Source organism: Oceanobacillus sp. FSL W7-1304 (genome assembly GCF_037969805.1).
In the GTDB taxonomy this organism is placed as follows: Bacteria; Bacillota; Bacilli; order Bacillales; family Amphibacillaceae; genus Oceanobacillus; species Oceanobacillus profundus.
The window spans coordinates 2,458,455-2,485,040 of the sequence record NZ_CP150211.1; the positions used below are offsets into that span (position 1 = coordinate 2,458,455).

Here is a 26,586-nt window from a genome sequence, read left to right on the forward strand (position 1 = left end):
TTTATTTTATCTCTGCTGTATATAATCCAATATTGGATAATGTTAAAATGATGAGCCATGAAGGATTCGAACCTTCGACCCTTTGATTAAAAGTCAAATGCTCTACCGACTGAGCTAATGGCTCATGCAGAAAACGAAATGTGTTCGTTAGAGCTAGCTTGTAAATAACCCTAAAATGTAAGTTCAAATGGAGGATGAAAAGGACCAAGAATTTCGAGGCGGTGCAGCTTTGAGCAACGGAACGTATGCAATTAATACGTGAGTAGCGGAAAAGCAAACCAACGAAGAAATTCGACGTGTCATTTTTACCGGACTATTTGAACAATCCTAAAAAAATTAAAAATGGCTGGGCTACTAGGATTCGAACCTAGGGTACACGGGATCAAAACCCGATGCCTTACCGCTTGGCTACAGCCCAACAATACAAATGGTGGAGGGGGGCAGATTCGAACTGCCGAACCCTGAGGGAGCGGATTTACAGTCCGCCGCGTTTAGCCACTTCGCTACCCCTCCATATTATGAACCATTTCTTTAATCTTATACCGAAAAATGGTGCCGGCCAGAGGACTTGAACCCCCAACCTACTGATTACAAGTCAGTTGCTCTACCAATTGAGCTAGGCCGGCAAATGGTGGAGGATGCAGGGCTCGAACCTGCGACCCCCTGCTTGTAAGGCAGGTGCTCTCCCAGCTGAGCTAATCCTCCATATTGGTGACCCGTACGGGATTCGAACCCGTGTTACCGCCGTGAAAGGGCGGTGTCTTAACCGCTTGACCAACGGGCCATACTTTGGTTTCAAGTCAGCTATAACGACAACTTTGAAACACCCTGTCGCAGACTGACGAATTTTATTATAACCAGGAATGAAATGTTTGTAAAGGGTAAATTTGATTTTTTTTACGTTTTTTTATAAAAAGTCGCAACACCCCTTATATATTAAGGTTTCCAAGACAATAAAAAGAATATTACAAACGGAATTTATGCTAGATTATGCTAGATATTGTAAGAAGTTACTCGGATTTTTATTTTAGTTTCATCACCAGGTCCTAATAGGTTATAATAGAAAAAAGATATTTTGATGGAGGTTTATTATGTCAAATCTACTGCAAGGAAAAAACGTTGTTATAATGGGTGTTGCCAATGAAAGAAGTATTGCTTGGGGAATTACAAAATCACTTCATAATGCTGGAGCAAACTTAATTTTTACAAATAGACAGGAACGTTCACACCAAAAGTTGGTTAAATTATTGGAACAAAACGATATCGAGCCAAAGCTAGTCGTTTCCTGTGATGTTGCTAGTGATGAAAGTATTCAAGAAGCATTCCAAGAGATTAAAGAAAAAGTAGGCGTTATTCATGGTCTCGTTCATTCAGTTGCATTCGCAAAACGCGAAGAATTAAAAGGAGAATATGCGGACACTTCCCGAGATGGCTTCTTAATAGCACAGGAAATCAGTGCTTACTCACTTGTTGCCGTTACGAAAGCAGCAAAAGAGTTGATGACCGAAGGCGGAAGTATCGTAACACAATCGTATCTAGGGTCTGAACGTGTTATTCCAAACTACAATGTCATGGGTGTTGCAAAAGCTTCCTTAGAGGCAAGCGTCCGCTACCTAGCAGAAGATGTAGGTAAATATGACATCCGCGTTAACGCTATTTCTGCTGGTCCAATTCGTACATTATCAGCTAAAGGTGTATCCGGCTTTAACGAAAAAGCAAATGTTATTGTAGAAAAAGCACCACTTCGTCGCAATGTCGATCAAGATCAAGTTGGTGACGCAACTTTATTCTTTATTAGTGATCTTTCACGTGGTGTGACAGGTGAAGTACTTCATGTTGATTCTGGATTCCATATTATTGGTGGCTAAAACGGAGAATGAATTGCAAGCATATAGCTTCTAGAGGTATAAGCATCATTCTATTTATAGCGTTTCATAGCCGTAATTATCCTTCGTGATAAATAAAGTCGCATAATTTTTATGCTTTCTTAATTAAATGTAATAAGACGCTTTGCTATCAGCCCATGATTCAAAGCGTCTTTTTAACTTTTAGAAAGGATGGATATGGATGAAGGAATGGTTTGGAACCTTAGATGGCGAGCCCTTTACGGCGTTCGGAACAAGTCATATTACGATAATTCTCATCTATTTTATTGTAATGCTTACGCTCATTTTCACGTACAAAAAAATCAATAAAAAACAGTACCACACTTTACGGTGGGTTTTATTTAGCATATTAATATTAGCGGAACTCTCCTATCAAGTATGGGCAGCAACCAATGGCATCTGGAGTATGAAGGAGCAACTACCACTTCATCTATGCAGTATCGCCAGCATAGTAGGAGCAATTGCACTTATAACACAACATAAAAAGTTAATTACGATTACATTTTTTATTGGATTTATTCCACCTTTTCTAGCACTGCTCACACCAGAGCTTCCATACGATTTCCCAAATTTTCGTTTCTTTATTTTTTTCATCCATCATATTACGATTTCTTTCGTTGCACTATTTCTAGTTCTCATAAATGATGTCCAATTAACGTTAAAATCCACGTTTGAAGCGTATGGTTATTTATTAGTTTACGCAGGTATCATTGGTTTTTTTGTTAATCCTAATATAAAATCCAACTATTTATATCTTGCAAATCCTCCAAGCACAAGCAGCCCGCTTGATTTACTTGGTAGCGGGGCGAACTATTATCTTCAGTTAACTTTACTCGGTCTTGTTGTGTTTATCGGGCTTTATTATTTTTACCGAATCTGTCGGAAGGGGCTTTCTTAGCAGTGTTATGAGAGCTTTTTAATTGATCTTGGATTTCTTCTATATTAATTCTCGTTTTTTCAAGGCGCTCTACCTTTTCTGTTCAAAGCTGTTATTTTCGCAACGTTGCTTAAATATATTTCTTTGGATATCAGCCCCTTTGCAACTCCAATTGTTTCATACTTCTTCCATTTTTCGAAACCAAGCTTGCCTCCTCATCAAAATTTGAATTTGGCAATTACAGCACTTATCCAATTCTTCTTTCGACAACTTCATAAATTCTTCAAGTACTTGCGTTTTCTCTCACCGGTAATTATTTACTTTCACTCATACTTGTTTCGATTTTCCACTGGACTTTCTAAGACTTTTTTCATATAAGATAGTACTTTCCTAACGAAGCGCAACATTTATGCTTTAATTATATATAAGGAGAGGAGGGAAACAATTGAATTTAGAACGGACACTTTACCAAGCAGCCACCGAATTAATTGTCAAGAGATACCCCACTGGCTGGGGTGGTGCTGCGGCGATGTATACAGATGATGGAGAAATCCTTACCAGTGTTGCACCTGACGTTATCAACGCTTCCACTGAATTATGTATTGAAACCGGCGCGATTTTAGAGGCACACAAGCTAAATACAAAAATCACCCACAGCATCTGTGTCGTAAGGGATGATGAAAATAGCTCATTTAAAATATTAACTCCTTGTGGGGTATGTCAGGAAAGACTATTTTATTGGGGACCAACGACGAAAGCCGCAATCACTACAACAAGTGGAGATATCACTTTTAAAGCACTTGCTGAAATTCAGCCTTTCCATTGGTATAAGGCATATTGTGAGGATTGATGATCGTTCAGGAGCTGCATCCCACGATAAAAAACATTAAACAACAAATTTCTCACGATAAAGCGAAACCTTTCCTTGCAGTACTCGTACATAATAGAAACAACTAAATTTACAGGGGGAATTTCTGTGAAGGCAATTACAAAAAAACGTACAAAAGCGGTTTTAATCGACAGTGTTATTTCAGGTGTCGCGTCAGTCAGTGTCGAATATTTATTAAAGAAGAAAATTAAAAATGAAGCTTTCCATGCGCTCGTTACTCCAACTCTTGTGATGTGGTCTTTGGAATATGCACAACTAAAAACTTGCGGTCAAACACTTGGGTATAAAACAATGGGACTAGCCCTTGAAAATGAGAACGGCTCTGAGCTAACATCTGGTCAAATCATTAAACGCATGGCTTACCGTGATTCATTAAGTACGTTTAAATACATGAAGGACCGAAAAGCATTTGAAGGTGAAGATGGTTCCGTATTACCGCATGACGAGGTTGCCGGGACGGTCGTTCGAGAGGTTTAGCGGAGTTGAGTAAAGCACCTTATTAAACTTCTAAACGAGGAAGAGGCTATGCCTTATCCTCGTTTTCGTTTTACAAATGAAACGTGCCCCTCCAATTTAGAAAAAACTCCAATTAACTATAATTTGATATTATCCCCTCCTCTTGCCAGCAATTCTTAACAGTGAGTAGTATCCAAATACCCACGAAGCTATGCTATAATAGATAAGATGGTCTTCTTTAAATACAATTCATATTATATTATTTTAATCGTAACGGAGGGGAAATTATATGAAAAGACACCATGCGATTATTATTTTCTCTTTAGGAGCTTTTTTCTTTGGATTAAACCCGTTATTTATAAAATTAGGTTTTGCTGCCGGCTGGAGCCTCAATGAAATCAATGTTATACAAGCAATCATCGCTTTTACAGTCCTCTGGATAATAGGGTTATTTGCCATCAAACGAAACCCACAAGCAGTTAAAAAGCTTTCTTTCAAAACCGTACTCTCACTCATGGCAGCAGGAAGCTTCACCGGTTTAACAAGTGTCCTTTATTATGGCTCCATGCAATATCTGCCAGCATCACTAGCTGTTGTTTTATTATTCCAATTCGTATGGGTTGGGGTATTGTTTGAATGGATCATTTATCGTCGAAAACCAAGTGGCAAGACATTGCTCACTGTTGCACTAACATTAGTTGGTGTATTATTCGCAGCAGATGTCTTTAATGGCGGATTAAGCGAGATAACACTTATTGGCTTCCTGCTTGGAATCGGCTCTGCATTTACCTATTCCGCTTTTATTATTGTCAGTGGACGTGTAGCAGTTGATGTTCCAGCAACGATTCGTTCCCCAATTATGGTAACAGGTGCAGCTCTATTAATCTTTATTCTATTTCCTCCGCACATGACATTAAATGCCAATGTCTTAAGCAGTGGAAGCATCTGGATCTATGCAGGAGCACTTGCGCTATGCGGACTGATTTTAACACCACTCATGTTTGCCATGTCGACGCCACATCTACCAGCAAGCTTAGCTACTATCCTTGGTGCAATTGAGCTTCCTGTATCAGTAGTCGTTGCATACATTGGATTAGCAGAATATGTTGCTCCATCTAGATGGTTTGGGGTTTTGCTGATTCTAGCAGCAATCGCGATTGGTGAAATGCGAGGACTTTGGCAGGTAGTATTGAAACGGAAACGGTATGTGCACTAAATACATTAAACCTCAGGGTGTCCGAACCCTGAGGTTTATTTTAATTCGCTATGCAATAAAGATAAAATATAAAATAAATAGCAGGCAAAGCACATACATAATCGGATGTATTTCTTTATAACGCTTTTGCGCAAGGAGCGATAATGGATAAAGGATAAATCCAAATGCAAGACCCATCGCCACACTTGAAGTTAGTGGCATCATAATAATCGTCAAAAATGCTGGAATAACAATTTCGATTTTACCCCAGTTAATATTCCGAATATCCATCGCCATTAATGCCCCAACAATAATTAAGGCAGGAGCAGTAACTTCTGTCGTTATAACAGCTAGAATTGGTGAAAAGAATAATGCAATCGCAAAGCAAAGTGCAATGATGATCGATGTAAATCCAGTCCTTCCTCCCACCGCAATTCCTGATGAGGATTCAACACTTGTTGCAGGTGTAGATGTCCCCAATATTGCTCCGATTGACGCAGCTGAAGAATCCGCAAGCAATGCTTTTCCTATCTTCGGAATCTTATTGTTTTTCATGATTCCCGCTTGGCTCGTAAGTGCAATTAACGCACCAGCTGTATCAAAAAAGGCAACAAATAAAAAGGTAAAAATTACTGCTAATACATCAGGTGTAAATATTGCATCCAAATTCATAAACACAGCACCAAATGTTGGTTCAAGACTCGGAATCGTACCGATAATCGAGGATGGAATTTTAATTAATCCAACAAGCATTCCAATAATAGTTGTAATCGCCATCCCATAAAAAATTGCCCCATTCACACCACGAACGAGCATAATAATTGTGATGATAAGGCCAACGATAGCTAATGCTGTTCCAGGTAAAGTTAAATCACCAATCGAAACAATCGTATCTGGATTAGCAACAATAATTCCTGCATTTTTAAACCCGATAAACGCAATGAAAAAACCAATCCCAGCAGCAATCGCATGCTTTAAATCCTCCGGAATCGCATTAATAATCTTTTCCCTGATTTTCATCAAGCTTAAAATCATAAAGATAATTCCCGCAATAAAGACACCAGTCAAAGCTACTTGCCATTCAATCCCCATCCCGATAACAACCGAAAAGGTAAAGAATGAATTCAGCCCCATACTAGGCGCAATAGCAATTGGATAATTTGCAAGCAGCCCAATAAGTATTGTACCAATGATTGCAGTAAGTGCAGTAGCTGTAAACACAGCTCCCCGATCCATCCCTGCTTGACTAAGAATAAGCGGGTTTACGACTAAAATATACGATACGGAAAGAAACGTTGTCAGCCCTGCGAAAACTTCCTGTTTATAGGATGTATTTCTTTCTGTAAAACCAAAAAAGTTTTTCATGATGTGTAGTATCTCCCATTTGCTATTTTTGTATATAAAAAAAACCTTGGCTTCATTCCAGCATGCCAAAGTAACAGTAAAAGGTATAGAAAAATACATTCCCATCCCTTGTAGACAAGCTATTTATGGTAGCTGGTAGAAACGTCCAAGCCATATTCTTGGACTTATACAAGATGTAGCTATTTGTTTTTAGATAATAGGGAAATGATAGCAGGTTGGCGGGTGGTGGGTCAAGGGGAATGGGAGTAATAGTCTTTTTCAGTTTCCTCGATTGATGTGTCAAAGTTTATGTTTTATAAGGCACAATTATTACATTAATCTTTGAGTAAAGCTAAACGGTTAAACGGTGGATTCAATTTATCAAACGATTATTCCCAAATAATCAGTTTCACAAATCCTATATACCGTAATAACAATTTACATATTATGTTTTACGTCTTTTACCTTCAATCAATGAACTCATCTACCGATAATAGTTATATATCCACATACAGATATCAAGTTTAAAATTAGGAGTGTCTTATATGTCAAAACCAACAGACAAACAACTTCAACAAGTTTATAATATATTTCAAACGTTAAGTGAAGCATCAGACCATTTTCATAAGCTCATTAAAGAAAAGGAATTAAATCAAAGCATTTTTATTTTCAGTTCTATTGTCGATGGGTTTCAAGCATTATCAAGGATTGACGCAGTATCAAAAATAGAAGAGTGGCACATTCGAAAAAATAAAGCAGAGAAACACTTGCTTGATATTGCACAACTACTAGAAAAGGGTAACTTTATCAAGATAAGTGAGATTCTACAATTCTCCTTTCTGCCACTTCTAAACAAAATTACTAAAGATATCTCAAAAAGTATGGATGATCAAAAAAGTAAAAAATATAAGATTGGCGTATTTGCTTCCTTTCATAACCCTCGAGCCTTTTATCCTGAAGCACGAGTAAATGCATTAGTCCAAGAAAGTGAAAGGCAGAACACCCAGCTTCTTTTCTTCACTTCAACAGATGTTAATTTTGAAAAAGAAGTAATTACAGCAGATGTTTATACAGATGGGAAATGGGAACGCATTACTACACATTTCCCAGACGTTATCAACAATGTTGGTGCAGGGAAACGTTCGCACATTGAGAGAAAACTTCGCAGAGTCATCCCATTTACTAGCTTTCATGTCGGTAATAAACTTTCATTACCAATGCGAATGGCCAAATATAAAAAATATGTTGAATTACTCGTTCCATTTCGCTTATGTCGTAATGAAGTAGAAATTCATGAATTTCTAAAGGATAATAACAAAGTCGTATTCAAATATCTTCAAAGTAACCGAGGGGAAAACATCTATTTTGTTACCAAAAAAGGAACACGCTATGCAGTACAGGAACATAAGAATGAACGAATATTAAGTCAGGAAGCTTTTGAAGAGTGGCTTCAAACAGTTATTTTAGAGGAAAAAGGAAGTTTTATCGTTCAGCGATATATTCATACGCGTACAAAAGAGGATGAACCTTACCATTTCCGGGCACATGTACAAAAAAACGGGGAAGGTAAATGGGGATTAACCCATATTTATCCACGGCTCGGTAATAGAAAAAGTAACCTGAGTAACGTTGCTACTGATGGCAGAGTTGATAATTTCCATGATTTCCTTGTAAGAGAATACGGGGGAAAAGCGGAAAAATACGAATCTGATATTTTACGACTTTCCATAGAAATTGCCCTTCACTTAGATAAACTTTACGGGCTTGCTCTTGATGAGCTGGGAATTGATCTTGCCATTGATGAAAATGGTAGGTATTGGATGCATGAGGCTAACAATGGTCCTCAAACAGCATACCATGAAGAAAAAAGAGCAGTAAACACGATTGCATATGCAAAATATATTGCAAAGAACGGGATTTTCTATACTGAAAGTTTAAGAAAGTCTTGGAGTGGAATGTTTCAAGCTAGGACAGCAAACATTGCCTTAGCAGAATTAGATAACCGTACCACAGTAGGCGTACTTCAAGGTAAAATTGTTAACGATTCACTTGCCACTACTCTAGCAGAGACAGCTGAAAGGAAAAATATTCATCTTTATACTTTTACACCGAAAGATGTTGATTACGACGAAATGCTTATAAAAGGGCATTTTTACGAAGATAACAAATGGATACCCAAAATTGTTGAATATCCTGATGCCATAATTGATCGTTTACAGCTTCGAGGTGATGAAGATGCTCAATGGATTTATGAAGAACTAGAAGATATTGCATTTACCAATAAATGGACGGGCAGGAAATATAAAAAATCTGGAATATATAAGAAGCTCCAGGCTAGTGAAGAAATTAACGATATTCTTGCACCCTATCAAAAAGTTTCAAAAACACGAGATATCTTCAGCTTTATTGAGAAGTACGGTAAAGTTATTTTAAAGTTAGAAAGTGGAAATATTTCAGGAACTCAGTACATTGAAAAGCTATCAAATGGTAAATATTTTGTTACAAAAGGGACATCGGTAACAGAATATAGTGAGTTTCCGTTACTAAACAAGTTAAAAGAATTGATAAAAGAAGACGACTTTATCGTTCAGAAAGATGCTAGATCTCTGAATAAAAATGGACAACCAACTTCCTTTTCTATGCAACTAATACAAGATAAAGTAGATAAATGGAAATTTATTAGCCTTTTTGCAGACTTGAAAGCCAATCCTGCTGACAATACTTCGAAAAACCTTACGGAAGAACTTACTGAATTTCTTCGGGATAATTATGGAGAAAAAGAAGCGACCGAGCTGGAAAGTAAGATTAAAGAATTAGCTAAAACAGTTGGTGTTAGTCTTCAAAAAATTTATGGTAACGTAGTAACTGAAGTAACTATCGAGTTAGGAATAGATAATAATCAGCATCTAAGCCTAATAGAGGTAAACCCAAATAGCCCTAACACGATCTATGATACTGCAACATACGCAGAAAATGTTATTTCATATGCTAGTTATCTAGGCCTTTTGACTAAGAGCAATGATAGCTTTGTTAAGATATAAGGGTTGTGGTTATAAGTTGTAAGCTGTCAAGAAAGCACTTGGCAGCTTTTAGCTTGCTTGATATGAGGTTCAACAAAATTTTTAATAACTTTAACTAATTCAAAAGGAACCCTAGTATAACTAGAGTTCCTTTAACTATTTTTCTTATTGAAGTAATTGTAAAACACCTTGTGGTTGTTGGTTGGCTTGCTTTGCCGCTATGTCTTTCGATCATAGAATAGACTATATCTTCACCCTTATTCTTAAGGGGCTGGGCACTTCGAATGGAAATGATCCACCCTACGAATCTCATTGCCTTAAGTTTAACTGTTAGGCAGTGCATTCTAGTCGTTGAACCTTCGCCAGGTTTTCACCACAGGCGCTTGGCTGCTGATTATCCATTGTTTCATTGCTTTGTTTTTCAAACCTTCACGTCTGCCGTTTCCAGCTACGTTGTGGTACAAAACACTTTAGGAAGTTCCAGCAATTCACCCAGTTATCTTCTAACCCGTTACCAGATTAGACGCCCTTCCCACCAAATTACTGTAAGAGTTGTAACACTCCTTGAGGCATTTGTTGGGATTGAGCTAACATTGATTGTGCCGCTTGTGAAAGGATATTGTTCTTAGTGAACTCCATCATTTCTTTCGCCATATCAACGTCACGAATACGTGATTCTGCAGCAGTTAGGTTTTCTTGAGAAGCACCTAGGTTATTTATAGTGTGATCTAGGCGGTTTTGTACTGCGCCAAGACTTGAACGTTGTGTAGACACTTGGTTAATTGCTGCATCAATAGCTGCCAACTGGTTATCAAAACTCTCAGCTTCAAAATCAGTAACATCAAGTGCATTTATTTTTAAACTTTCTGAGCCCAAATCCGACGCTTCCATACTTTCAATAGATATCTCTAATTGTTGCCCTTCATTTGCTCCGATTTGGAAAGTCATATCTGTAAATGTGCCATCCAACAAATTCTTGCCATTGAATTGTGTACGATCTGCAATACCTTTACTTCCAGCTTCCCCGCCTAGCTCTTCTATTAAGGAATCCATTTCAGCCTTAATGGACGCTAGGTCAGTTTCTTCATCTTGTGTGGCAGTATTTCCAGCTTGTACAGTCAATTCACGCATACGTTGTAAAATTGAATGAGTTTCATTCAAAGCACCTTCAGCTGTTTGGATTAATGAAATACCGTCTTGAGCGTTCTTAGAAGCCATTTCCAATCCACGAATTTGTCCACGCATTTTTTCAGAGATTGCTAGTCCTGCAGCGTCATCTCCAGCTTTGTTGATACGAAGACCTGAAGAAAGTTTCTCCAATGAATTTTGTGTTGCACCTTGGTTTGCTCCTAATTGACGATGTGCGTTAAGAGCAGAAATATTGTGATTGATAATCATGATCAATCTACCTCCATGTTTTTAATTTTTAGCAAGTCACATCCTTGTGTCTCGCTTCATTATTTATATCGGCATGGTTTAGGAATGTTTTAGCAATTTTATTAAACTTTTTATTATGTCGGTAGATTAGTCATAAATAGACCACAGTACTACTTGGTCACCCAAAAAAGGACCTCCTCCTAAAGAAGGATGCCCTTATGCATTATTTAATAGAAATTTCTCTCCTAATTAGAATCCTTCAATCTATTTTTATAAACCGCTGTAAACGCCCTAATGGTTAATACAAAGACACCAATCAAGGCAACGAAAGCAGTGATAATTAAATCCATACTTATTCTACCTCCATTCCCTATTAACACTTTTACTCATTACTTTTCATTGCGATAAATCATCTATACCCCTATTAACCGGGAGTTAAACTTTCTATCTATTTAGAAATTGAATGGTGTTATGTTCTTAACTGTTGGACGCAATGTATTCCTGTTCTTCTACAACTATCGCTCCCCGCTCATCTAACCTCACAAACCGAATTGCTGCTATAAAGTAACTCAATACAGCTACAAACATAAACAACCCAAACAATCCACTATTATACGCCTGTTCAAAGTATAAAATATTAACCAGTGTAAAAATTACTCCTCCAATTAATCCCAAGTAACCAAAGCGATCTGTTTTTCTCAATCTTAAACTCGTTCTTCTATTAGCCAGCGTCACCAACGTAATTGTCAGGATATTAACCGAGCTTCCAATCCAAACCGGGTGTATGTTTAGATAAAATTCCTGTGGATGCCACCCGCCCAGGTAATACCATAACAGTCCACTAGTAAATCCAGTGAACAAGGAAGCAACTACAGCTCGCTTCGTTACCACCGGCCAGAATAATGCGGCTACTACCGGTGCAAACGTGGCACTATTTCGTATCGTCCAAGCAAATACATTCCACCATGCCGATTGCTCTGTTCGCAATAAGCCAAACGCAATCATCAGGCCGGTTAAAAGCAGCAGCGAGATTTTCGTATATTTAATAAGCTGGTCCCCTGTGGCATTTGGATTAATCGCACTTCCCACATCACGTCCGAGACTTGTGGCACCTGAGAACTGACAAGGTCCACCCCATCCGAGTGCACAACCCCATACACCAAGGAAAAATAAACCTACTAATGGGGCAGGCAAAACTTCCATCAAGTACTGGGGAATCGCGATAAGTCCAGTGGATGCATTCGGCACAACAGTGGCAGCTGATATTCCGAAGATAACGCCACCGACTATGAATGGAATCGCCATGAATCCAGCCATGACAAGTCCTTTTTGACCCTCTTCTGGCGAGCGGGAGGATAATGCCATTTGGAAAGCAGCCTGAGCCAGAATGACGTTAACGAGGAACGTCCCAAACCAGACGACAATTACTTGCAGTCCGACACTTCCAAAGTTAAACATTTCTGGACGCTCCATGTTCAATGCAGCTAAACCTGATATTCCGGGATTGATGAAAAAGGCAACAACTCCAATTACGATCATTAATCCGAATGCAAACATATTCATCGTTTGTGTAAAGGCAATGGACCACATGCCACCAGCTTGTAAATAGATAAAAAGTAAAATAGCAGTAAACGCAACGGATAAACTCAATGAAATACCTGTAAACACATGAAATGCAGAAGCAAATGCGATTGCCGTGGCAACGGACCACATGGGAAAGGCAAATGCAGTAATTGCTCCTGATAAGCCTTTTGCCGTTCTACCATACGTATCTCCTATCAAACCAGAAACCGTTACAAGCATCTTTTTCCGGAAAGAACGGATAATCAACAAAGCAATAATAAATATTTGAACCATTTCCGCCACCCCATACCAGATTGCGGAGATACCGGTTAAATAAGATAACTCCAAAATAGAGATAAATGTGGATCCCGAGAATAATCCAGTTATACAAAACGCAACAATCCATTTATTGAAATTCCGGTTTCCAACAAAATAACTATCTTTCTTTGTCACACGTCTTTTGGCAATTTGCCCTGCCGATATGAGCGCAAATGTATATCCTAATGCCAGTATAATTGTCCATACACCATATTCTGTCACAACTAGTCACTCCCTTAATATTTACATCACCTTATTCCAAACGAATATTCAATTACAAAGACAAAGCAAAAACCCCCTTCCATAAGAAGAGGGTAGATAAATTCAGGGCACCTCTTCTTATCTTCCAGACCAGTGTCTGATGGAATTGGCACAGTACTCAATAAATTGAGCCCGCTGCCGAGGTATCAAAGGGCCATATCCCTCCACCTCTCTAGATAAGAAGTTCAATATTCAATTGTATTAAAATTACACCTTCACGATGAAAAAGTCAATGTTATTTTAAAATTCAATTTATCTGTCAATCAATCGTTACATCACGCAAAAATGGGAAACTACTTGGATACTGATAAAATCCACTCACTTCATCCCTTAAACCAGCTTGCAATACAGAATGGTAAAGTGGAACGATTGGAGCTTCATCTACAATTATTTGTTGTGCTTCACTATATAGTTGCAGTCTTTCTTCTTCCGCTCCCTCTTGTCTTGCCTCCTCCAGCAACTCATCTACCTCATCATTCGCATAAAAAGACCTGTTTCCTGGATTTCCGGCATTTGCTGAATGAAACATCGGGTACAGTCCGTAATCCGCATCCAATGTTACAGTCCCCCAGCTTCCGATAAACATATCAACACCGCCATTACCAGTCACTTCTAAATAAGTTCCTACTTCGGTCATCTCAATGTCAATAGTGATACCAATTTCTTTTAGTTCTGCTTGGATAACCTGCGCGATATCCGATGTATTTGTATCGTAGGCCATGATTGTCGCATTGAAACCATCCTCATAGCCCGCTTCCTTTAATAGTTCCTTTGCTTCCTCAATGTTATAATCGATAGGCTCTACATCCTCATCATACCCAAACACGGTAGGCGCGAGCGGTCCTTTTGCTGGTAAAGCCACACCATTTAGTACCCCTTCGATAATTTCTTCTTTATTAATTGCTTTTGCAATCGCCTGTCTTACCCTAGGATCTGTAAATGGTTCTTTTGCTACATTGAAGCCAAGATAAGACATACTTGCGCTATCCGATTGTTTAACGTGTGTACCTTCATTCGTATCCACTTCGTCAATATTGCTTGTATTTACTGGATAAATGATATCCGAATCACCTGTTTGCAGCTCTGCAATTCGTGTTAAATCCTCTGGGACAAATTTAAAGGTTACCGAATTTACACCGGCCTTATCTCCCCAATAGTCTTCATTTTTTACAACTTTTATTTGTTCTCCACTTGTTCGGTCATCATATTTGAAATATCCTGTACCGATTGGGTTCTCATTAACTGTTGCAAACGGTTCTCCACCATTAGCTATTGCTTCATTATCCTTTTCAATCGCCTCAAGACTGATCATATGCCCGCCCGGATGTGCCAAATGAGATGGCAATGCTGAAAAAGGATATTTTGTATGAATCTGTACCGTATATTCGTCTACTACTTCCACGGAATCAATCATATCGAATAAAAAGGCTAGCGGTGAGCCCATATCAGGATCAAGAACGCGATCCAGGTTCGCTTTTACTACTTCCGCGTTAAATGCACTGTCATCATGGAACGTAACATCTTCTCTAAGCTTTGCTTCCCAGACAGTATCTTCAATTTGTTCAAGGCTCTCAGCTAAAGCTGGTTGAATCTCCAAATCTGTGTTTTGTTCAACCAACGTATCATAGATGGCATTCATCACATATAAGGAGTTACCATCATTTGCAGCGTGCGGATCCAGCGATACTGGCTCTGCAGCTAATCCAACTGTCAGATCCTTTTGTTCCTCTGCATTCTCTGATTCATCTGCTCCGTCACCAGCACATGCAGAAATAACCAATAAACCCGATATAAGTAAAATTAATAATAATGCTTTTTTCAATTTAACCACACTCCACGTGTTGATATTTTTACTACTTTTAATTTCTATGATTGTTTGCTCTCCATTATCCTCAATCAATTATGTATCTATTATGATCTGTTCAGTTATTTTAAGAACAGTTTATATCCCCCTCCTAGCAACGTCTATCTCTCAATTCAATTATTCAATAATACCGATGAATTTACTTTGAATTGAATATATAATAGCATTCAATGTTTTTAATTACAAACTAATTAACTATGAGAATAGCTCTTTTTCCTTACAATGAGATTCTAAACATCATAACATCACATATTCTGATATTTATTAGCAAATATATTAGTTTTACATTATAATTCTTAATATTTATGATGGATAATAGAAATCAAAGCAAGTATACGTTCCAATTAATAGAAAGCGCTATCAAAATTTGTTTGTTAGGGAAATACTTATCTAAAAAAGGAGTGGGATTAATGGGCAGTGAAAATGTTGTGAATACAAAAAGAAAGAATAATATTTTTAATCAAGAGATTTACGGAATAAAACTTCCAATATATCTTTTACTATTAGTACCTGCAATAGTAGGATTATACCTTGATGTCGTTCCTTCTAGTTTAATTACTGGTTTTATGATTACGATGGGCTTAGGTGGTTTGTTCATGTGGATGGGGGATTCCATTCCAAAATTCTCTGATTTTGGAGGAGGTACTATACTTTGCATCTTCCTACCCTCTCTACTAATTTATATCGGAATTTTGCCTGAAGTAACTGCTGAATTAGCTGCTGATTTCTATAGTGGTTTTGGATTCTCTAACCTAATTGTTGCAGGATTAATTGTCGGAAGTATATTAGGAATAAAAAAGGAAGTTCTTATTAATGTAGCTTTAAAAATGTTAATTCCTTTATTAACGACGATATTACTGGCAGCATTAGCGGGTGGTTTGCTAGGGCAACTATTTGGTATAGGATTTAAACAAACGATTCTTATGATAGTGGCACCGATTATGGCAAGCGGAATAACTACAGGGGCCATTCCGCTTTCGGAGATTTATGCTGATAATATGGGAGGTTTGCCAGTAGATTATTTCGATATTCTTGCACCTGCAGTAATCGTTTCTAATATTATTTGTATACTATTAGCGTCTGTACTTAACTTTTTAGGGAATAAAAATAAAAACATGTTTGTAAAAGGATTCTCAGGAGAAGGGAATCCTCTTAGAAAAAAAGATGCAGGATTTAAAACTACAAAAGATACAAGTATGCTAGAATCACTTCGCAATATCGGAATAGGTATGATGGTAGCTGGCGGATTATATATGGCAGGAATGTTGCTAAGTGAACTTGTCCCCGCACTACATACTTTTGTATGGATCATAATTTTAACTGCAATATTAAAGGTTTGGAATATTTTCCCTGAATATATCACCGTTGGTGCAGAGGTATGGTTTAATTTTATAAGTAAGCTTTGGATCCCAGCTATATTAGTAGCTATAAGTGCAAGCTTAATTGATATTGACCGTATCCTACAAATCATTACAGATCCATCACACATCTTCTTAATTGTTACTATTGTAGTGATTATTTCAATTATCGCCGGATTGGCTGGATGGCTAATTGGTTTTCATTTCATTGAGTCTTCCATCATCTCTGGACTTTCGTTAGCTGATATGGGAGGTTCAGGAGATGTTGCTGTTCTAAAAGCAAGTGATCGAATGCAATTGTATCCCTTCTTACAGGTAACTACACGTATTGGTGGAGTATTAACAATTTTAGTTATGAGTTTTCTATCCGCCACGTAATAATATGTTAGATTTATATTTAATATAGAAGCGAAATCCCTAGAGTGTTGAGCAAGTAACATTCTAGGGGTTTTATTTGTGAATACATTATATAAAAAATAAAGACGTTGTCATGACATAGAGATACATTTTTTCAATTGATTATCAAAAAACTCAATAGCAGAACTCTTAGACAAGCTTGGATTTTTATGAGTAAGCCTGTAACAGGTGTACTTTGGTGGCGGATCAGTAAAATACTGAATCGAAAACCCTCTGCTTTTATTTGCCTTTTTCGCAATCCATTCAGGAACGATTGCCCAGTAAGTTGGGTTTTGTAAAAAATCGAATAATAAGTGGATATCGTCTAGTTTTATTTTTTGAACACTTAACGGATCCCACCAAAACTCATGCCATATTTTGTATTCTTCTCCCCAAGGCATAAATAGTTCATATAAAGGATCTAACGCTAAAGGATCTACTTTTGAATCGCTAACATTGCCACTGCGTAATACGACTAAATCAGATTCATAACATTTCTCTACGTTTACGTTTGAATGACTCCTTTGAATTAGCGTAAAACCTATATCAAGTGTCTTATTATCAATTCCGGAATAAATTTCATTTGAATGTAGTGTATGACTATGTAGTAGCACAGACGATGATGTTTTGTTAATTTCCTTATAGACACTTGGTAAATAGAATGTATTAAAACTATCTATCGAACCAATGCTCAACGTTAGCTTAGGTCCTTTTTCTTTTAGGATTTTTAAGTCGTTATAGATGTTTTCCCACTGTTCTGCTAAACGTAAAAATTCCTCGCCTGCAGGTGTTAACGTAATTTTTTTAATACCCCTTCCTCTTTCGATGAGTTTAAAACCAAATTCTTGTTCCGCAACATTTAGTCTTTGGCTAATTGTCGTTTGAGCAACATGCATCGATTCTGCTGCAGCACTAATCGACTGCTTTCGTACAATCGTTAAAAACGTCGGGATAAAGTTCAGGTTCATTCTCGATCCTCCTAATATTAAAATAAATAGTATTTAATACAGTTTTTATGTATTTTACATTACATTTAGCAATATTTATACTTAGTATATAATTAATTGTTAGCGCTATCAAACAAAGGAGTAGATAAAGTGCCAAAGTATAAGGTCTATCTTAATGAACACATAGATGAAGATGCTCTAAACACACTTCAAAAATATGCCACATTAACAAATAATCTTGATGAGCTAAAGGATATCGATGCCATGATAATCCGGGCAGAAAAGGTATCTCGTTCCATGATTGAGGAATCAAAAAAGTTAAAAGTTATTGGTAAACATGGTATTGGTTATGACTCAATTGATATAGGAGCCGCCAAAGAATATGATGTAAAAGTTGTCTATACACCGGAAGCTAATGTTCAATCTGTATCTGAGTTAATTATCGCTCTTATGACGAATGTTGTGCGTAATATAAGTTTAAGCTTTGAGAAGGGAAAGAAAGATGAAAATAAATCAATAGCACCTAAAGAGCTGATGGGCTACCAGCTAAATAATAAGACATTGGGACTGATAGGAGCAGGTAAGATTGGATTAAATACTTCAAAAATCGCCAAGCACGGATTTGATATGAAGATTGTAGTATACGATCCATTTGTCACAGAACAGCAGTGTTCTCAGGTTGGGATTGAAAAAGTAGATAGATTAGAAGACTTGATGATGATAGCTGATTTTGTATCGGTAAGTGTTCCACTAACAAAAGATACCAAGCATTTAATTAATGAAAAGGCTTTACGTTTTATGAAACCACATGCAGTCTTGATAAACACTTCTAGAGGTGGAGTAATTGATGAAAAGGCTTTGTATAAATTTTTAGCAGAAAAGAAAATATTTGCAGCTGCAAGTGATGTTTTTGAGCATGAACCACCCACATCAAAAAATCCATTACTTAGTTTAGATAACTTTGTTGCTACTCCTCACATTGGCGCAAACACAGTAGAAGCGATGAAACTGATGGGTTCAACGGTGGTAAAAGAAGTTATAACTGTGTTAGAAGGTAAGACACCTAACTATAGAGTTGTATAGTATAAAGGGGAAGATAATGATGAATGTTGGAAAACGAATAATTCAGCACAGAAATAATCTAGATAAACAATTAGTTGAAGCATTAAGAAAATACCCAAGTGCCAATGTATCTGATTGTATGGGTAGACTTTATAGTATGAATGCCCATATTAGGCCAATGGGGAAAGAAAAGAAAATAATTGGACAAGCACTCACTGTAAAAGCCTCTATTGCAGATAATATGCTATTCCATCAGGCATTATTAATGGCCGATCCTGGTGATGTTATCGTAGTAGATGCTGGGAGAGATATGAATCATAGTGTTTGCGGTGAGATTATGTATTCATATGCTAAGAGTAAGAACATAGCTGGTTTTGTAGTTGATGGAAGCATACGAGACGTTGATTATTTAATAAACAATGAGTTCCCTGTTTTCGCAGCTGGAATTACGGGCCGTGGCCCATACAAGAATGGTCCTGGAGAAATAAATGTTGATATCTCTTGTGGCGGTCAAGTCGTTCATCCAGGAGATATAATCTTAGGTGATGAAGATGGAATTGTTGTAATTCCACCCCAAGAAGCACTTAATATTTTAGAAAAAGTAAAAGAATTACAAGCTAATGAAATTAACTCCTTAAACCTAATAGCTAATGGTGATTGGGAAAATGGGTCCATAGCTACTAATCTTTCCAAGCAATTAAAAGAGGATGGTTATGAGTTTTTATAATACGAATGGGATGAGGTTTTGCCTCGTTCCATTCGTATTATACATTTCTAGCAAAACTATCAATTACATCATCAATAATGTAATTCTGACATCAGGATACTTTCCTGTTTTAGTGATATGAAATTACTTTATTCTACCAATATCTTCGTTTCGCCTTTTCTGCCAAACTATAAGTTGAACTTCATTGATAAAAAAGTGGCCGCTGACAACCCAGACAGCAGCCAAACTCAAAATCATTCTTCACTTACACGATCTTTAAAACTCTCATCATCCCTTAGCTTCCATAACTTACCCGGCCAGAACGCAAAACGTCCAAGCACCGTCGTAATCGCAGGAACAAGCAATGGTCTAACGATAAACGTATCCAATAAGATGCCAATTGCGGTAATCGTACCGAAATGAACAAGCACCTGCAAGGGCATTACAGCTAGAACCGAAAACGTACCAGCTAGAATAAGCCCTGCTGAACTAATTACACTTCCCGTTTCTGCAACACTTTTAGAAATAGCCTGTTTGAGCGGCATTTCCTTTCGATTGCTCCATAGACTAGAAACAAGGAATATGTTGTAGTCAATACCTAAGGCAACCGAAAAGACGAATACATAGAGCGGAATTAATCCTTGAATTTCTGTAACTCCAAATATATGATGGAGCACAATCCACCCTAAACCAAGCGCAGATAAATACGAAATGATAACGGTTGACAATAAATAGACCATTGCCACAATGGACCTTAGGAAAACGATAAGTAATACCGCTATAATGAGCAGAAGGGCAGGTATAATTAACCCCTGATCTCGATTGGTTACCTGATCTGTATCGTATAATGTCGCCGTTTCACCGCCAAGCCATACATAGTCATCTGCATTGGCTACACCAGCATCGCTTAGTGCACTCGTTGCAATAGCCTGGAGCTCTGGAACGCTTTCTACCGCTTCCGTGGAGTACGGATCAATCGAAAGTGTCACTTTCCATTCCTGGATATCCTTATTTTCCGATCCTTCCACAGGGTCATCAACAATCTCAACGTAAGGATGCTCTGCCAATTCGTTCTGTAACGAAACATCCGCTCCATTTGTATCGACGATCACACTGACAGGAGCAATTTCACCTGGGGGATAATGGTCTGCAATTAATGTAAATCCTTCTCGTGATGGCATATCCTCTGGGAAAGAATCTAATAAAGCATAGGTATATTGCATTTTTGGTACGAAAGCAGCCAGGCCACCAAGAATAACTATACTAACAAGAATAATGGTCCATGGTTTTTCTGTAACAACTTTTCCAATCTTCTTCCCAAATCGATGACTTGGTTTCGGACGACGCAGCTTTTTCCCTTTTTTCTTCTCAATTTCCTGAATCATTTCTTCAGGTCGTGGGATAAATGGGATAAAAGCAAAGCGGCCAAGTAAGGCCAGAATCGCAGGAAGCACGGTTAATGCTGCGAGTCCCATAATAAATATCGATAAGCTAAAAGGTACAGCAAAACGATCATAGGATTCGTAATAGGCTAGCCCGAGTGAAAGCAATCCTAAAACAGTAGTAAGGGAACTCATCATGATGGCCCCGCCAGTACCGCTAATCGCACGTTTTAATGCAACATGTTTATCTTTTTCAATTCGCAGCTCATCTCTGTACCGTGAAATTAAAAATAAGCAATAATCTGTTCCGGCTCCGAACAAAAGAACCGTCATAATCGATATCGCTTGCCCATCCACAACAATCCAGCCCTGATCCGCAAAAAATCCAAGCAGTGGACTAATAATTCCATAGGCGATCCCAACCGCAACAAGCGGGACAAGTGCCAAAATTGGTGAGCGATACAATAAAATAAGTAAAATAAATACAATCAATACAGTTGCAATTAACAAGGTAAAGTCTGCATTGCTGAACAAGGAAACGGTATCAGTTTGAATTCCAATAGGTCCAGAAAAACGCACATGTAAGCCAGAATCGTCTATATCACTTTTCAGCACCTCACTGCCAAATGCATCTTTTATTTTAACTTCTAGTTGGTCGAGTGCCGCTTGTAATTCCTTTGTTGCTGCAGTGTCATCAAAAAATACCGGTGTTGTCAGTGCTTTTCCATCTTCAGAAGCACTTCCTCTTAAAGCTTCAACAGGAGCATCCTGAAATGGTGGAATAAATGTTTGATGATTAACCGGCTCATCATTTAGATTCTGATAAAGAGATTGAATCATCTCATAATCCGAATTATTTAACCCTCCATCACGATGCCACACTAAAAGCAATGGTGTACCAGCATCATTAGAGAATTCTTCGTTCGTAATTTTACCTGCTTCGACAGACATCATATCTTCTGGTAATAATTGTGTATCCGACGTCTCTCGATCATTAACTTGTGGCCAAATATATGAAAATATTCCAATCAATAAAACCCAAATAAACAAGGTCGCCCAACGGGTTTTGGTATTCGCAACAATACCTCCCCAATTTTTCAATAGACCCTTCACAAATCTCATCCTTTCTAGCGCAAATTTTATCAATGCACTTAACCATGTATCTTGTAATTATATATACTAGTAGGTTAATTAATCAAGTTTTTTTCAAATTATGGTATAATAAGTCTAGTTTAAATAATTTGGAGTGGAATTCATGATGCAACGCAAACATCGAACATTAGGGAGACCTCGTAAAGAACAGGATGGAATCTCAACAAAAGATACTATCCTACACATCGCTACAGAAATGTTTTTGGAAAAGGGATATCCGTTAGTATCCATGGACGATGTTGCCCAACAATGTGATGTCACAAAAGCAACGGTGTATTACTATTACAAAACAAAGGCAGACCTTTTTACGGATGCAATGGTCCAGTTAATGAATCGAATTCATGAAAGAATTGTGGCGATTCTCTCAACCAATGAGCCATTGAAAAAGCAGCTGTTTCAGTTTGCCAAAGGCCATTTACAAGCGACTGTGGATATTGATATCCATTCATTTATGAAGGAAGCAAAGACATCTCTTTCACAGGAGCAACTGCAATTGATGCAGCAAGCAGAAGAAAAAATGTATGAAGAATTAGAGCATGCATTAAAAAAGGCAATGGATAATGGAGAAATCTCCAGAAGCAACCCACGCTTAGGAGCGCTTCTATTTGTATCTTTGGTAACAACCGGAAACAATATGGATACTAATTTTAAAAATTCATTCCGATCACTGGATGATTTAGTAACGCAGATTGTAGACTTTTATTGGGATGGATTGGCAAATCAAAGCTAGCTGTGTCATTGAGGGTGGGATAACAAGCCGAATACAAAGATAGCAGATATAGGAAGTTGCTATTCACCTATACAACAAATTGATAGCAATTTTAAAATTACAAAAAAACAACGCTACTCTATGGAAGATAGCGTTGTTTTCGTATAAAGCCATTTATTTGGGCTCATCTTATAATCTTTTTAACTCCTAAAATGCTGTATCAATTCATTTAATTCTTCCGCTAATTTAGCGAGCTCGTCTGAACTTAGTGCAACTTCTTCCATTGAACTGCTAATCTGCTGTGAAGATGCAGAGGTTTGTTCAACACCCGCTGCAGATTCCTCCGAGATTGCTGCAATCTCCTGAATGGAAGTATTCATATTGTCACTGGTATCAGAAATGGTAGATAGTTTATCAGAAATTGTTTTAATATCATTTACCATTTGCGTGACTGAAGTACTTATTGTTTGGAACGTATCTCTTGTTACTTTTAATTGACTTGTTCCTTGTTGAACTTCTTTATATCCATCTCGTAAAGACTTCGTTACCTGACTTGTTTCGCTTTGAATATTTCCAACAATATCTGTGATGCCACTTACCGATGACCCAACCTGTTCTGCAAGCTTTCTAACCTCATCGGCAACAACTGCAAATCCCTTTCCACTTTCTCCAGCCCGAGCTGCCTCAATCGCAGCATTTAAAGCTAATAAATTCGTTTGATCAGCGATATCTTTAATAACAGATACTAAATCAGAGATTTTCTGAGATTGTGAATCTAAGTTTTCTACTTTCTGTACAGAATCATAAATAATGCTGTCAATTGTTTCCATTTGTTCTGTCGATTTTTCCATTAAGTTTCTGCCTTCATTTGTATGGCTCAATACTTGATTAGAAGATTCATATACCTGATTGCTGTTCGTATATGCTTGATCGGTATCTGATCTGAATGTAGCCATTAAGGAAGAAAGGTCACTTGTTGTATTTGCTTGTGACTCTGAGCCAAACGCTAATTCCTGCATCGTAGTCGCCACTTGTTCAGATCCTATCTTCACATCATTTGCTGACTGCGTTAATTCTTCACTTTTACTGGTAACCGTCTCGGATACATTTTTGATTTTCATTACGAGTTCTCGTAGTGTTTCATTCATCGTATTTGTAGAGCTTACCAATTGACCTATTTCATCATCCGATTTAGCTTGCAAATTTGTTTCCCTTAAATTACCTAATTCTAAATCCTTCATCACTTTCATAATTTGAGGAAGATCTTTTAACATACGTTTTAATAAAACAACCACTACTACAACAAGAATTAAACAGGCAATGCTAAAAAACAAGACCATCATTATCGTAAACGTCCCAAGTTCACTTAAAGCTTCATCTTCTGGTAACGCTGTGCCAATGGACCAGCCGGTTGTATGAACTGGTGAATACCCAATATATTCTAAACTGTCACCTATTTGCGCTAATTGAAGACCTGTTTCACCTGCAATCATTTTATTACCTATATTTCCTAGTTCACCAGACATAGACTGCAGCTGTTCTTCAAGGATTAATGTTTCATCTGGATGATATAAAACCGTTCCATCACTGGAGATTAAGAAAGAATACCCGCTCTCACCCATTTTATAAGATTGCATAAGCTCTGGTAACTGGTCTAGAAAGATATCAATTGCAACAATACCGACTGTATCCCCATTCACTTTAATTGGCTTCATTGCACTCAAAATAATTTTTCCAAATACTTCATCCATGTATGGTTCGGTAAAATAAACATCCTCTTCCGCTATAGCTGCCTCATACCAAGGCCTACTCGTTATGTCAAAGCTAGGGTCTGATAAAACATTATTGCTTCCAATTAAAAAGTTTGATTTATTACTCGCAACCCATGCCATTGCGATTGAATCATCTGTTTCAACAATCTCATCAAGCGACTGTAATACACCATCATAATAATCATTTTCTAAAGCTTCATCTCGAGAGTCAGTTGTATTTAAGAACTTGCCAAACTCTTGATTCGTTACCATTTGCCGCACAATGGTCGCTTCTTCTTTAAACATGCTATTAACCTGTGCAGCGATTGCATCACTTTTAGTTGATAAGTCAGTTTCAACATTTTCAACTAATAATGCCTTTGTATACATATGTATAAAGAATCCTGTTGCAGAAAACACAATAAATATAGCTATAAAAAGTGCTGCAGCTACTTTTGTTGATATACTTTTGCGAATCCAATTAAATCGTACCGACTTCTTTTTCTTTTCTTTTGCCGCCACCATAAATTCCTTCTTTCTTGTATTTTGATGATGCTACTCGTTGTGATATGATCCGGTAATAGTTTATGTGGTTCACATAATTTAGATTAAACATCAAAAGCCTTTATTGATTTGCAACATAAAAGAAACTCTGCTTCTCACATAATATTCACTAACTAGAAGCAAAGTTTTTTTAGATATTCAATTGTTTCCTACCATATCAGCATATTAAATGGTTAATTTATGTATCATTACATTAGTTTCCCATTAAAGAATAGCTAATCCAATTATACCATTAGTTTACTTTATTAGGTACTTAAGTACTAGTTTTTTATATTGTCAATTTATTTTCGCTATTATTGCAGTCCTATTTTCTAGAGGGTAATGCATTTTTTCTCTTCATTGAATGGATTAACAATGAAGAGTAGGAAGGAAAGCGTTATTTGATAGATAAAGATGAGGGAGGCAGCTAGCAGACATAAAACGCCCCATATACGATTTTAATATCATATTTGGGGCGTTGACGTTCCTATCCATCCGTATAGTATATATTAATTTTTACCGTCGCGATTCCAAAATCTAGTTTTACGTACTGCTTCTATAAATTGCTGACTGTCATCAATAACAACACCACTCTGTCCAGAAATTTGCAGGTCTTCCAGGATAGATGCTCCTGCTTTTATGGCACCGATTGGTTTGTAATGCAGAAGGGCTTCCTTGACAAAATAAGGTGCTTCAAAACTGAATAATGGCGTTTTGCCATTTTCGCTCGCTAACAGGACGGCATCGAATAAAACAGAGTCTGCGGTCATCAATGTGTGGGCAACTGGAAGTACTGTATTGTCACTACCCTTAATGGTACCCTGATGGTCACTTACAACCTCGGCGTTTATACCAGCTTCCTTTAATTCATCCATCATTTCAGACAAACCTTCTGGGTAATCGTCTGCTGCAATGACAGCTACCTTGCGTGTATCTGTTTTCTTCGTGGTGTTCTCCTGGCTTAGGGCTGGTGAAGATTTTGTATACGTTATACCAGGTCATAATTCCCTTCTTCTGTATAAAATTTTGTCGCAAACCCACGAACATCACGTGCTAAATCTCCAGATCCGCGGGAACCTGCGACTGTAGAACGGATACTAGTTAAATTTTTATTCAAAAAAAACGCTTCATCTCGAATGAGACAAGCGTTTTACATATAAGCTTCCAGCCGGATTTGAACCGACGACCCCTTCCTTACCATGGAAGTGCTCTACCTGCTGAGCTATGGAAGCAATTGGCTCCACAGGTAGGATTCGAACCTACGACCGATCGGTTAACAGCCGATTGCTCTACCACTGAGCTACTGTGGAATAGTCTTATGTAAAAAATCCAGAATACGAAAAAAGCAGCCTGGCGGCGTCCTACTCTTGCAGGGGCAAAGCCCCAACTACCATCGGCGCTGAAGAGCTTAACTTCTGTGTTCGGCATGGGAACAGGTGTAGCCTCTTCGCTATTGCTACCAGACAACTTTATAAGGTAAAACATTGATTTATACCTTAAAAACTAAATAAGAGTAAACAAGACATCAAA

General features: G+C 37.7%; 19 protein-coding genes, 8 tRNA genes, 1 rRNA gene and 2 riboswitches. Of the genes, 10 read left to right on the forward strand and 18 right to left on the reverse strand.

The window, feature by feature from the left end:
• Positions 1 to 51: 51 nt before the first annotated feature.
• The 6 genes from NYE61_RS12450 to NYE61_RS12475 form a co-directional block, all read right to left on the reverse strand.
• A tRNA-Lys gene (locus tag NYE61_RS12450) sits at positions 52 to 124 on the reverse strand.
• Between the two features lie 219 nt (positions 125 to 343).
• A tRNA-Gln gene (locus tag NYE61_RS12455) sits at positions 344 to 418 on the reverse strand.
• Between the two features lie 10 nt (positions 419 to 428).
• Positions 429 to 513: transfer RNA gene (locus NYE61_RS12460), tRNA-Tyr, on the reverse strand.
• 37 nt (positions 514 to 550) lie between these two features.
• Positions 551 to 626, reverse strand: a tRNA-Thr gene (locus NYE61_RS12465).
• A gap of 3 nt (positions 627 to 629) precedes the next feature.
• Positions 630 to 705 (reverse strand) — tRNA-Val (locus NYE61_RS12470).
• Positions 706 to 709: 4 nt separating this feature from the next.
• Positions 710 to 784: transfer RNA gene (locus NYE61_RS12475), tRNA-Glu, on the reverse strand.
• A gap of 307 nt (positions 785 to 1,091) precedes the next feature.
• On the opposite strand from NYE61_RS12475, the gene fabI reads away from it, so the two are divergent.
• From fabI to NYE61_RS12500, 5 genes are all read left to right on the forward strand, one after another.
• Complete coding sequence (gene fabI, locus NYE61_RS12480; RefSeq protein ID WP_118890154.1) at positions 1,092 to 1,868, forward strand: enoyl-ACP reductase FabI; 777 nt, start codon at positions 1,092 to 1,094, stop codon at positions 1,866 to 1,868.
• 199 nt (positions 1,869 to 2,067) lie between these two features.
• Positions 2,068 to 2,784, forward strand: a complete 717-nt coding sequence (locus NYE61_RS12485) for a TIGR02206 family membrane protein (protein WP_303449335.1) — start codon at positions 2,068 to 2,070, stop codon at positions 2,782 to 2,784.
• A 424-nt stretch (positions 2,785 to 3,208) separates the two neighbouring features.
• The gene (locus NYE61_RS12490) at positions 3,209 to 3,613 is read left to right on the forward strand and encodes a cytidine deaminase (RefSeq protein WP_095312962.1); all 405 of its coding nucleotides are present in this window, start codon (positions 3,209 to 3,211) and stop codon (positions 3,611 to 3,613) included.
• 126 nt (positions 3,614 to 3,739) lie between these two features.
• Positions 3,740 to 4,129, forward strand: coding sequence for an RDD family protein (locus NYE61_RS12495; protein WP_303449332.1), 390 nt, complete (start codon positions 3,740 to 3,742; stop codon positions 4,127 to 4,129).
• 268 nt (positions 4,130 to 4,397) lie between these two features.
• Positions 4,398 to 5,324: a DMT family transporter gene (locus NYE61_RS12500; protein WP_095312957.1), complete on the forward strand. Its 927-nt coding sequence runs from the start codon at positions 4,398 to 4,400 to the stop codon at positions 5,322 to 5,324.
• Between the two features lie 48 nt (positions 5,325 to 5,372).
• Here NYE61_RS12500 and NYE61_RS12505 read toward each other — a convergent pair whose 3' ends face one another.
• On the reverse strand, positions 5,373 to 6,668 hold the full coding sequence (locus NYE61_RS12505; RefSeq protein ID WP_303449330.1) for an NCS2 family permease: 1,296 nt from the start codon (positions 6,666 to 6,668) through the stop codon (positions 5,373 to 5,375).
• 91 nt (positions 6,669 to 6,759) lie between these two features.
• A riboswitch (purine riboswitch) is annotated at positions 6,760 to 6,860 on the reverse strand.
• 332 nt (positions 6,861 to 7,192) lie between these two features.
• Here NYE61_RS12505 and NYE61_RS12510 point away from each other — a divergent pair.
• Positions 7,193 to 9,688: a YheC/YheD family protein gene (locus tag NYE61_RS12510; RefSeq protein ID WP_303449328.1), complete on the forward strand. Its 2,496-nt coding sequence runs from the start codon at positions 7,193 to 7,195 to the stop codon at positions 9,686 to 9,688.
• Positions 9,689 to 10,207: 519 nt separating this feature from the next.
• On the opposite strand, the gene hag is transcribed toward NYE61_RS12510, so the two are convergent.
• The 3 genes from hag to NYE61_RS12525 all read right to left on the reverse strand — a co-directional run bounded on the left by hag (position 10,208) and on the right by NYE61_RS12525 (position 15,008).
• A complete protein-coding gene (gene hag / locus NYE61_RS12515; protein WP_339315618.1) occupies positions 10,208 to 11,065 on the reverse strand; it encodes a flagellin Hag in 858 nt (285 codons plus the stop codon).
• A gap of 456 nt (positions 11,066 to 11,521) precedes the next feature.
• Positions 11,522 to 13,147 (reverse strand): sodium:solute symporter family protein, encoded by a 1,626-nt coding sequence (locus tag NYE61_RS12520; protein ID WP_303449325.1) that lies wholly within the window; start codon positions 13,145 to 13,147, stop codon positions 11,522 to 11,524.
• Positions 13,148 to 13,261: 114 nt separating this feature from the next.
• A riboswitch (SAM riboswitch) is annotated at positions 13,262 to 13,369 on the reverse strand.
• A 76-nt stretch (positions 13,370 to 13,445) separates the two neighbouring features.
• Positions 13,446 to 15,008 carry a glutathione ABC transporter substrate-binding protein gene (locus NYE61_RS12525; RefSeq protein ID WP_303449324.1) on the reverse strand — a complete coding sequence of 521 codons (1,563 nt, stop codon included), beginning with the start codon at positions 15,006 to 15,008 and terminating at the stop codon, positions 13,446 to 13,448.
• Between the two features lie 452 nt (positions 15,009 to 15,460).
• Here NYE61_RS12525 and NYE61_RS12530 point away from each other — a divergent pair, with 452 nt between their 5' ends.
• On the forward strand, positions 15,461 to 16,786 hold the full coding sequence (locus NYE61_RS12530) for a 2-hydroxycarboxylate transporter family protein (protein ID WP_303449323.1): 1,326 nt from the start codon (positions 15,461 to 15,463) through the stop codon (positions 16,784 to 16,786).
• Positions 16,787 to 16,896: 110 nt separating this feature from the next.
• Here NYE61_RS12530 and NYE61_RS12535 read toward each other — a convergent pair whose 3' ends face one another.
• Positions 16,897 to 17,772, reverse strand: a complete 876-nt coding sequence (locus NYE61_RS12535) for a LysR family transcriptional regulator (protein WP_303449321.1) — start codon at positions 17,770 to 17,772, stop codon at positions 16,897 to 16,899.
• Positions 17,773 to 17,901: 129 nt separating this feature from the next.
• On the opposite strand from NYE61_RS12535, the gene NYE61_RS12540 reads away from it, so the two are divergent.
• Together NYE61_RS12540 and NYE61_RS12545 are read left to right on the forward strand one after the other, a co-directional pair.
• Positions 17,902 to 18,834, forward strand: a complete 933-nt coding sequence (locus NYE61_RS12540; RefSeq protein WP_303449319.1) for a hydroxyacid dehydrogenase — start codon at positions 17,902 to 17,904, stop codon at positions 18,832 to 18,834.
• 16 nt (positions 18,835 to 18,850) lie between these two features.
• Positions 18,851 to 19,540, forward strand: a complete 690-nt coding sequence (locus NYE61_RS12545; protein ID WP_339315621.1) for an RraA family protein — start codon at positions 18,851 to 18,853, stop codon at positions 19,538 to 19,540.
• 233 nt (positions 19,541 to 19,773) lie between these two features.
• Here the strand turns inward: NYE61_RS12545 and NYE61_RS12550 are convergent, their stop codons facing one another.
• On the reverse strand, positions 19,774 to 22,023 hold the full coding sequence (locus NYE61_RS12550; protein WP_303449315.1) for an MMPL family transporter: 2,250 nt from the start codon (positions 22,021 to 22,023) through the stop codon (positions 19,774 to 19,776).
• 136 nt (positions 22,024 to 22,159) lie between these two features.
• Between NYE61_RS12550 and NYE61_RS12555 the strand changes: the two genes are divergently transcribed.
• Positions 22,160 to 22,783: a TetR/AcrR family transcriptional regulator gene (locus NYE61_RS12555; protein ID WP_118890481.1), complete on the forward strand. Its 624-nt coding sequence runs from the start codon at positions 22,160 to 22,162 to the stop codon at positions 22,781 to 22,783.
• A gap of 179 nt (positions 22,784 to 22,962) precedes the next feature.
• On the opposite strand, the gene NYE61_RS12560 is transcribed toward NYE61_RS12555, so the two are convergent.
• From NYE61_RS12560 to rrf, 6 genes are all read right to left on the reverse strand, one after another.
• Positions 22,963 to 25,038 (reverse strand): methyl-accepting chemotaxis protein, encoded by a 2,076-nt coding sequence (locus NYE61_RS12560; RefSeq protein ID WP_339315624.1) that lies wholly within the window; start codon positions 25,036 to 25,038, stop codon positions 22,963 to 22,965.
• Between the two features lie 527 nt (positions 25,039 to 25,565).
• A complete protein-coding gene (locus NYE61_RS12565; RefSeq protein WP_303449465.1) occupies positions 25,566 to 26,048 on the reverse strand; it encodes a DJ-1/PfpI family protein in 483 nt (160 codons plus the stop codon).
• Positions 26,045 to 26,173, reverse strand: coding sequence for a catalase (locus tag NYE61_RS12570; protein ID WP_339315626.1), 129 nt, complete (start codon positions 26,171 to 26,173; stop codon positions 26,045 to 26,047). The genes NYE61_RS12565 and NYE61_RS12570 overlap by 4 nt, the downstream gene beginning before the upstream one ends.
• A gap of 42 nt (positions 26,174 to 26,215) precedes the next feature.
• Positions 26,216 to 26,288: transfer RNA gene (locus NYE61_RS12575), tRNA-Thr, on the reverse strand.
• A gap of 3 nt (positions 26,289 to 26,291) precedes the next feature.
• Positions 26,292 to 26,366: transfer RNA gene (locus NYE61_RS12580), tRNA-Asn, on the reverse strand.
• A gap of 38 nt (positions 26,367 to 26,404) precedes the next feature.
• A 5S ribosomal RNA gene (gene rrf, locus NYE61_RS12585) occupies positions 26,405 to 26,520 on the reverse strand.
• Between the last annotated feature and the right edge of the window lie 66 nt (positions 26,521 to 26,586).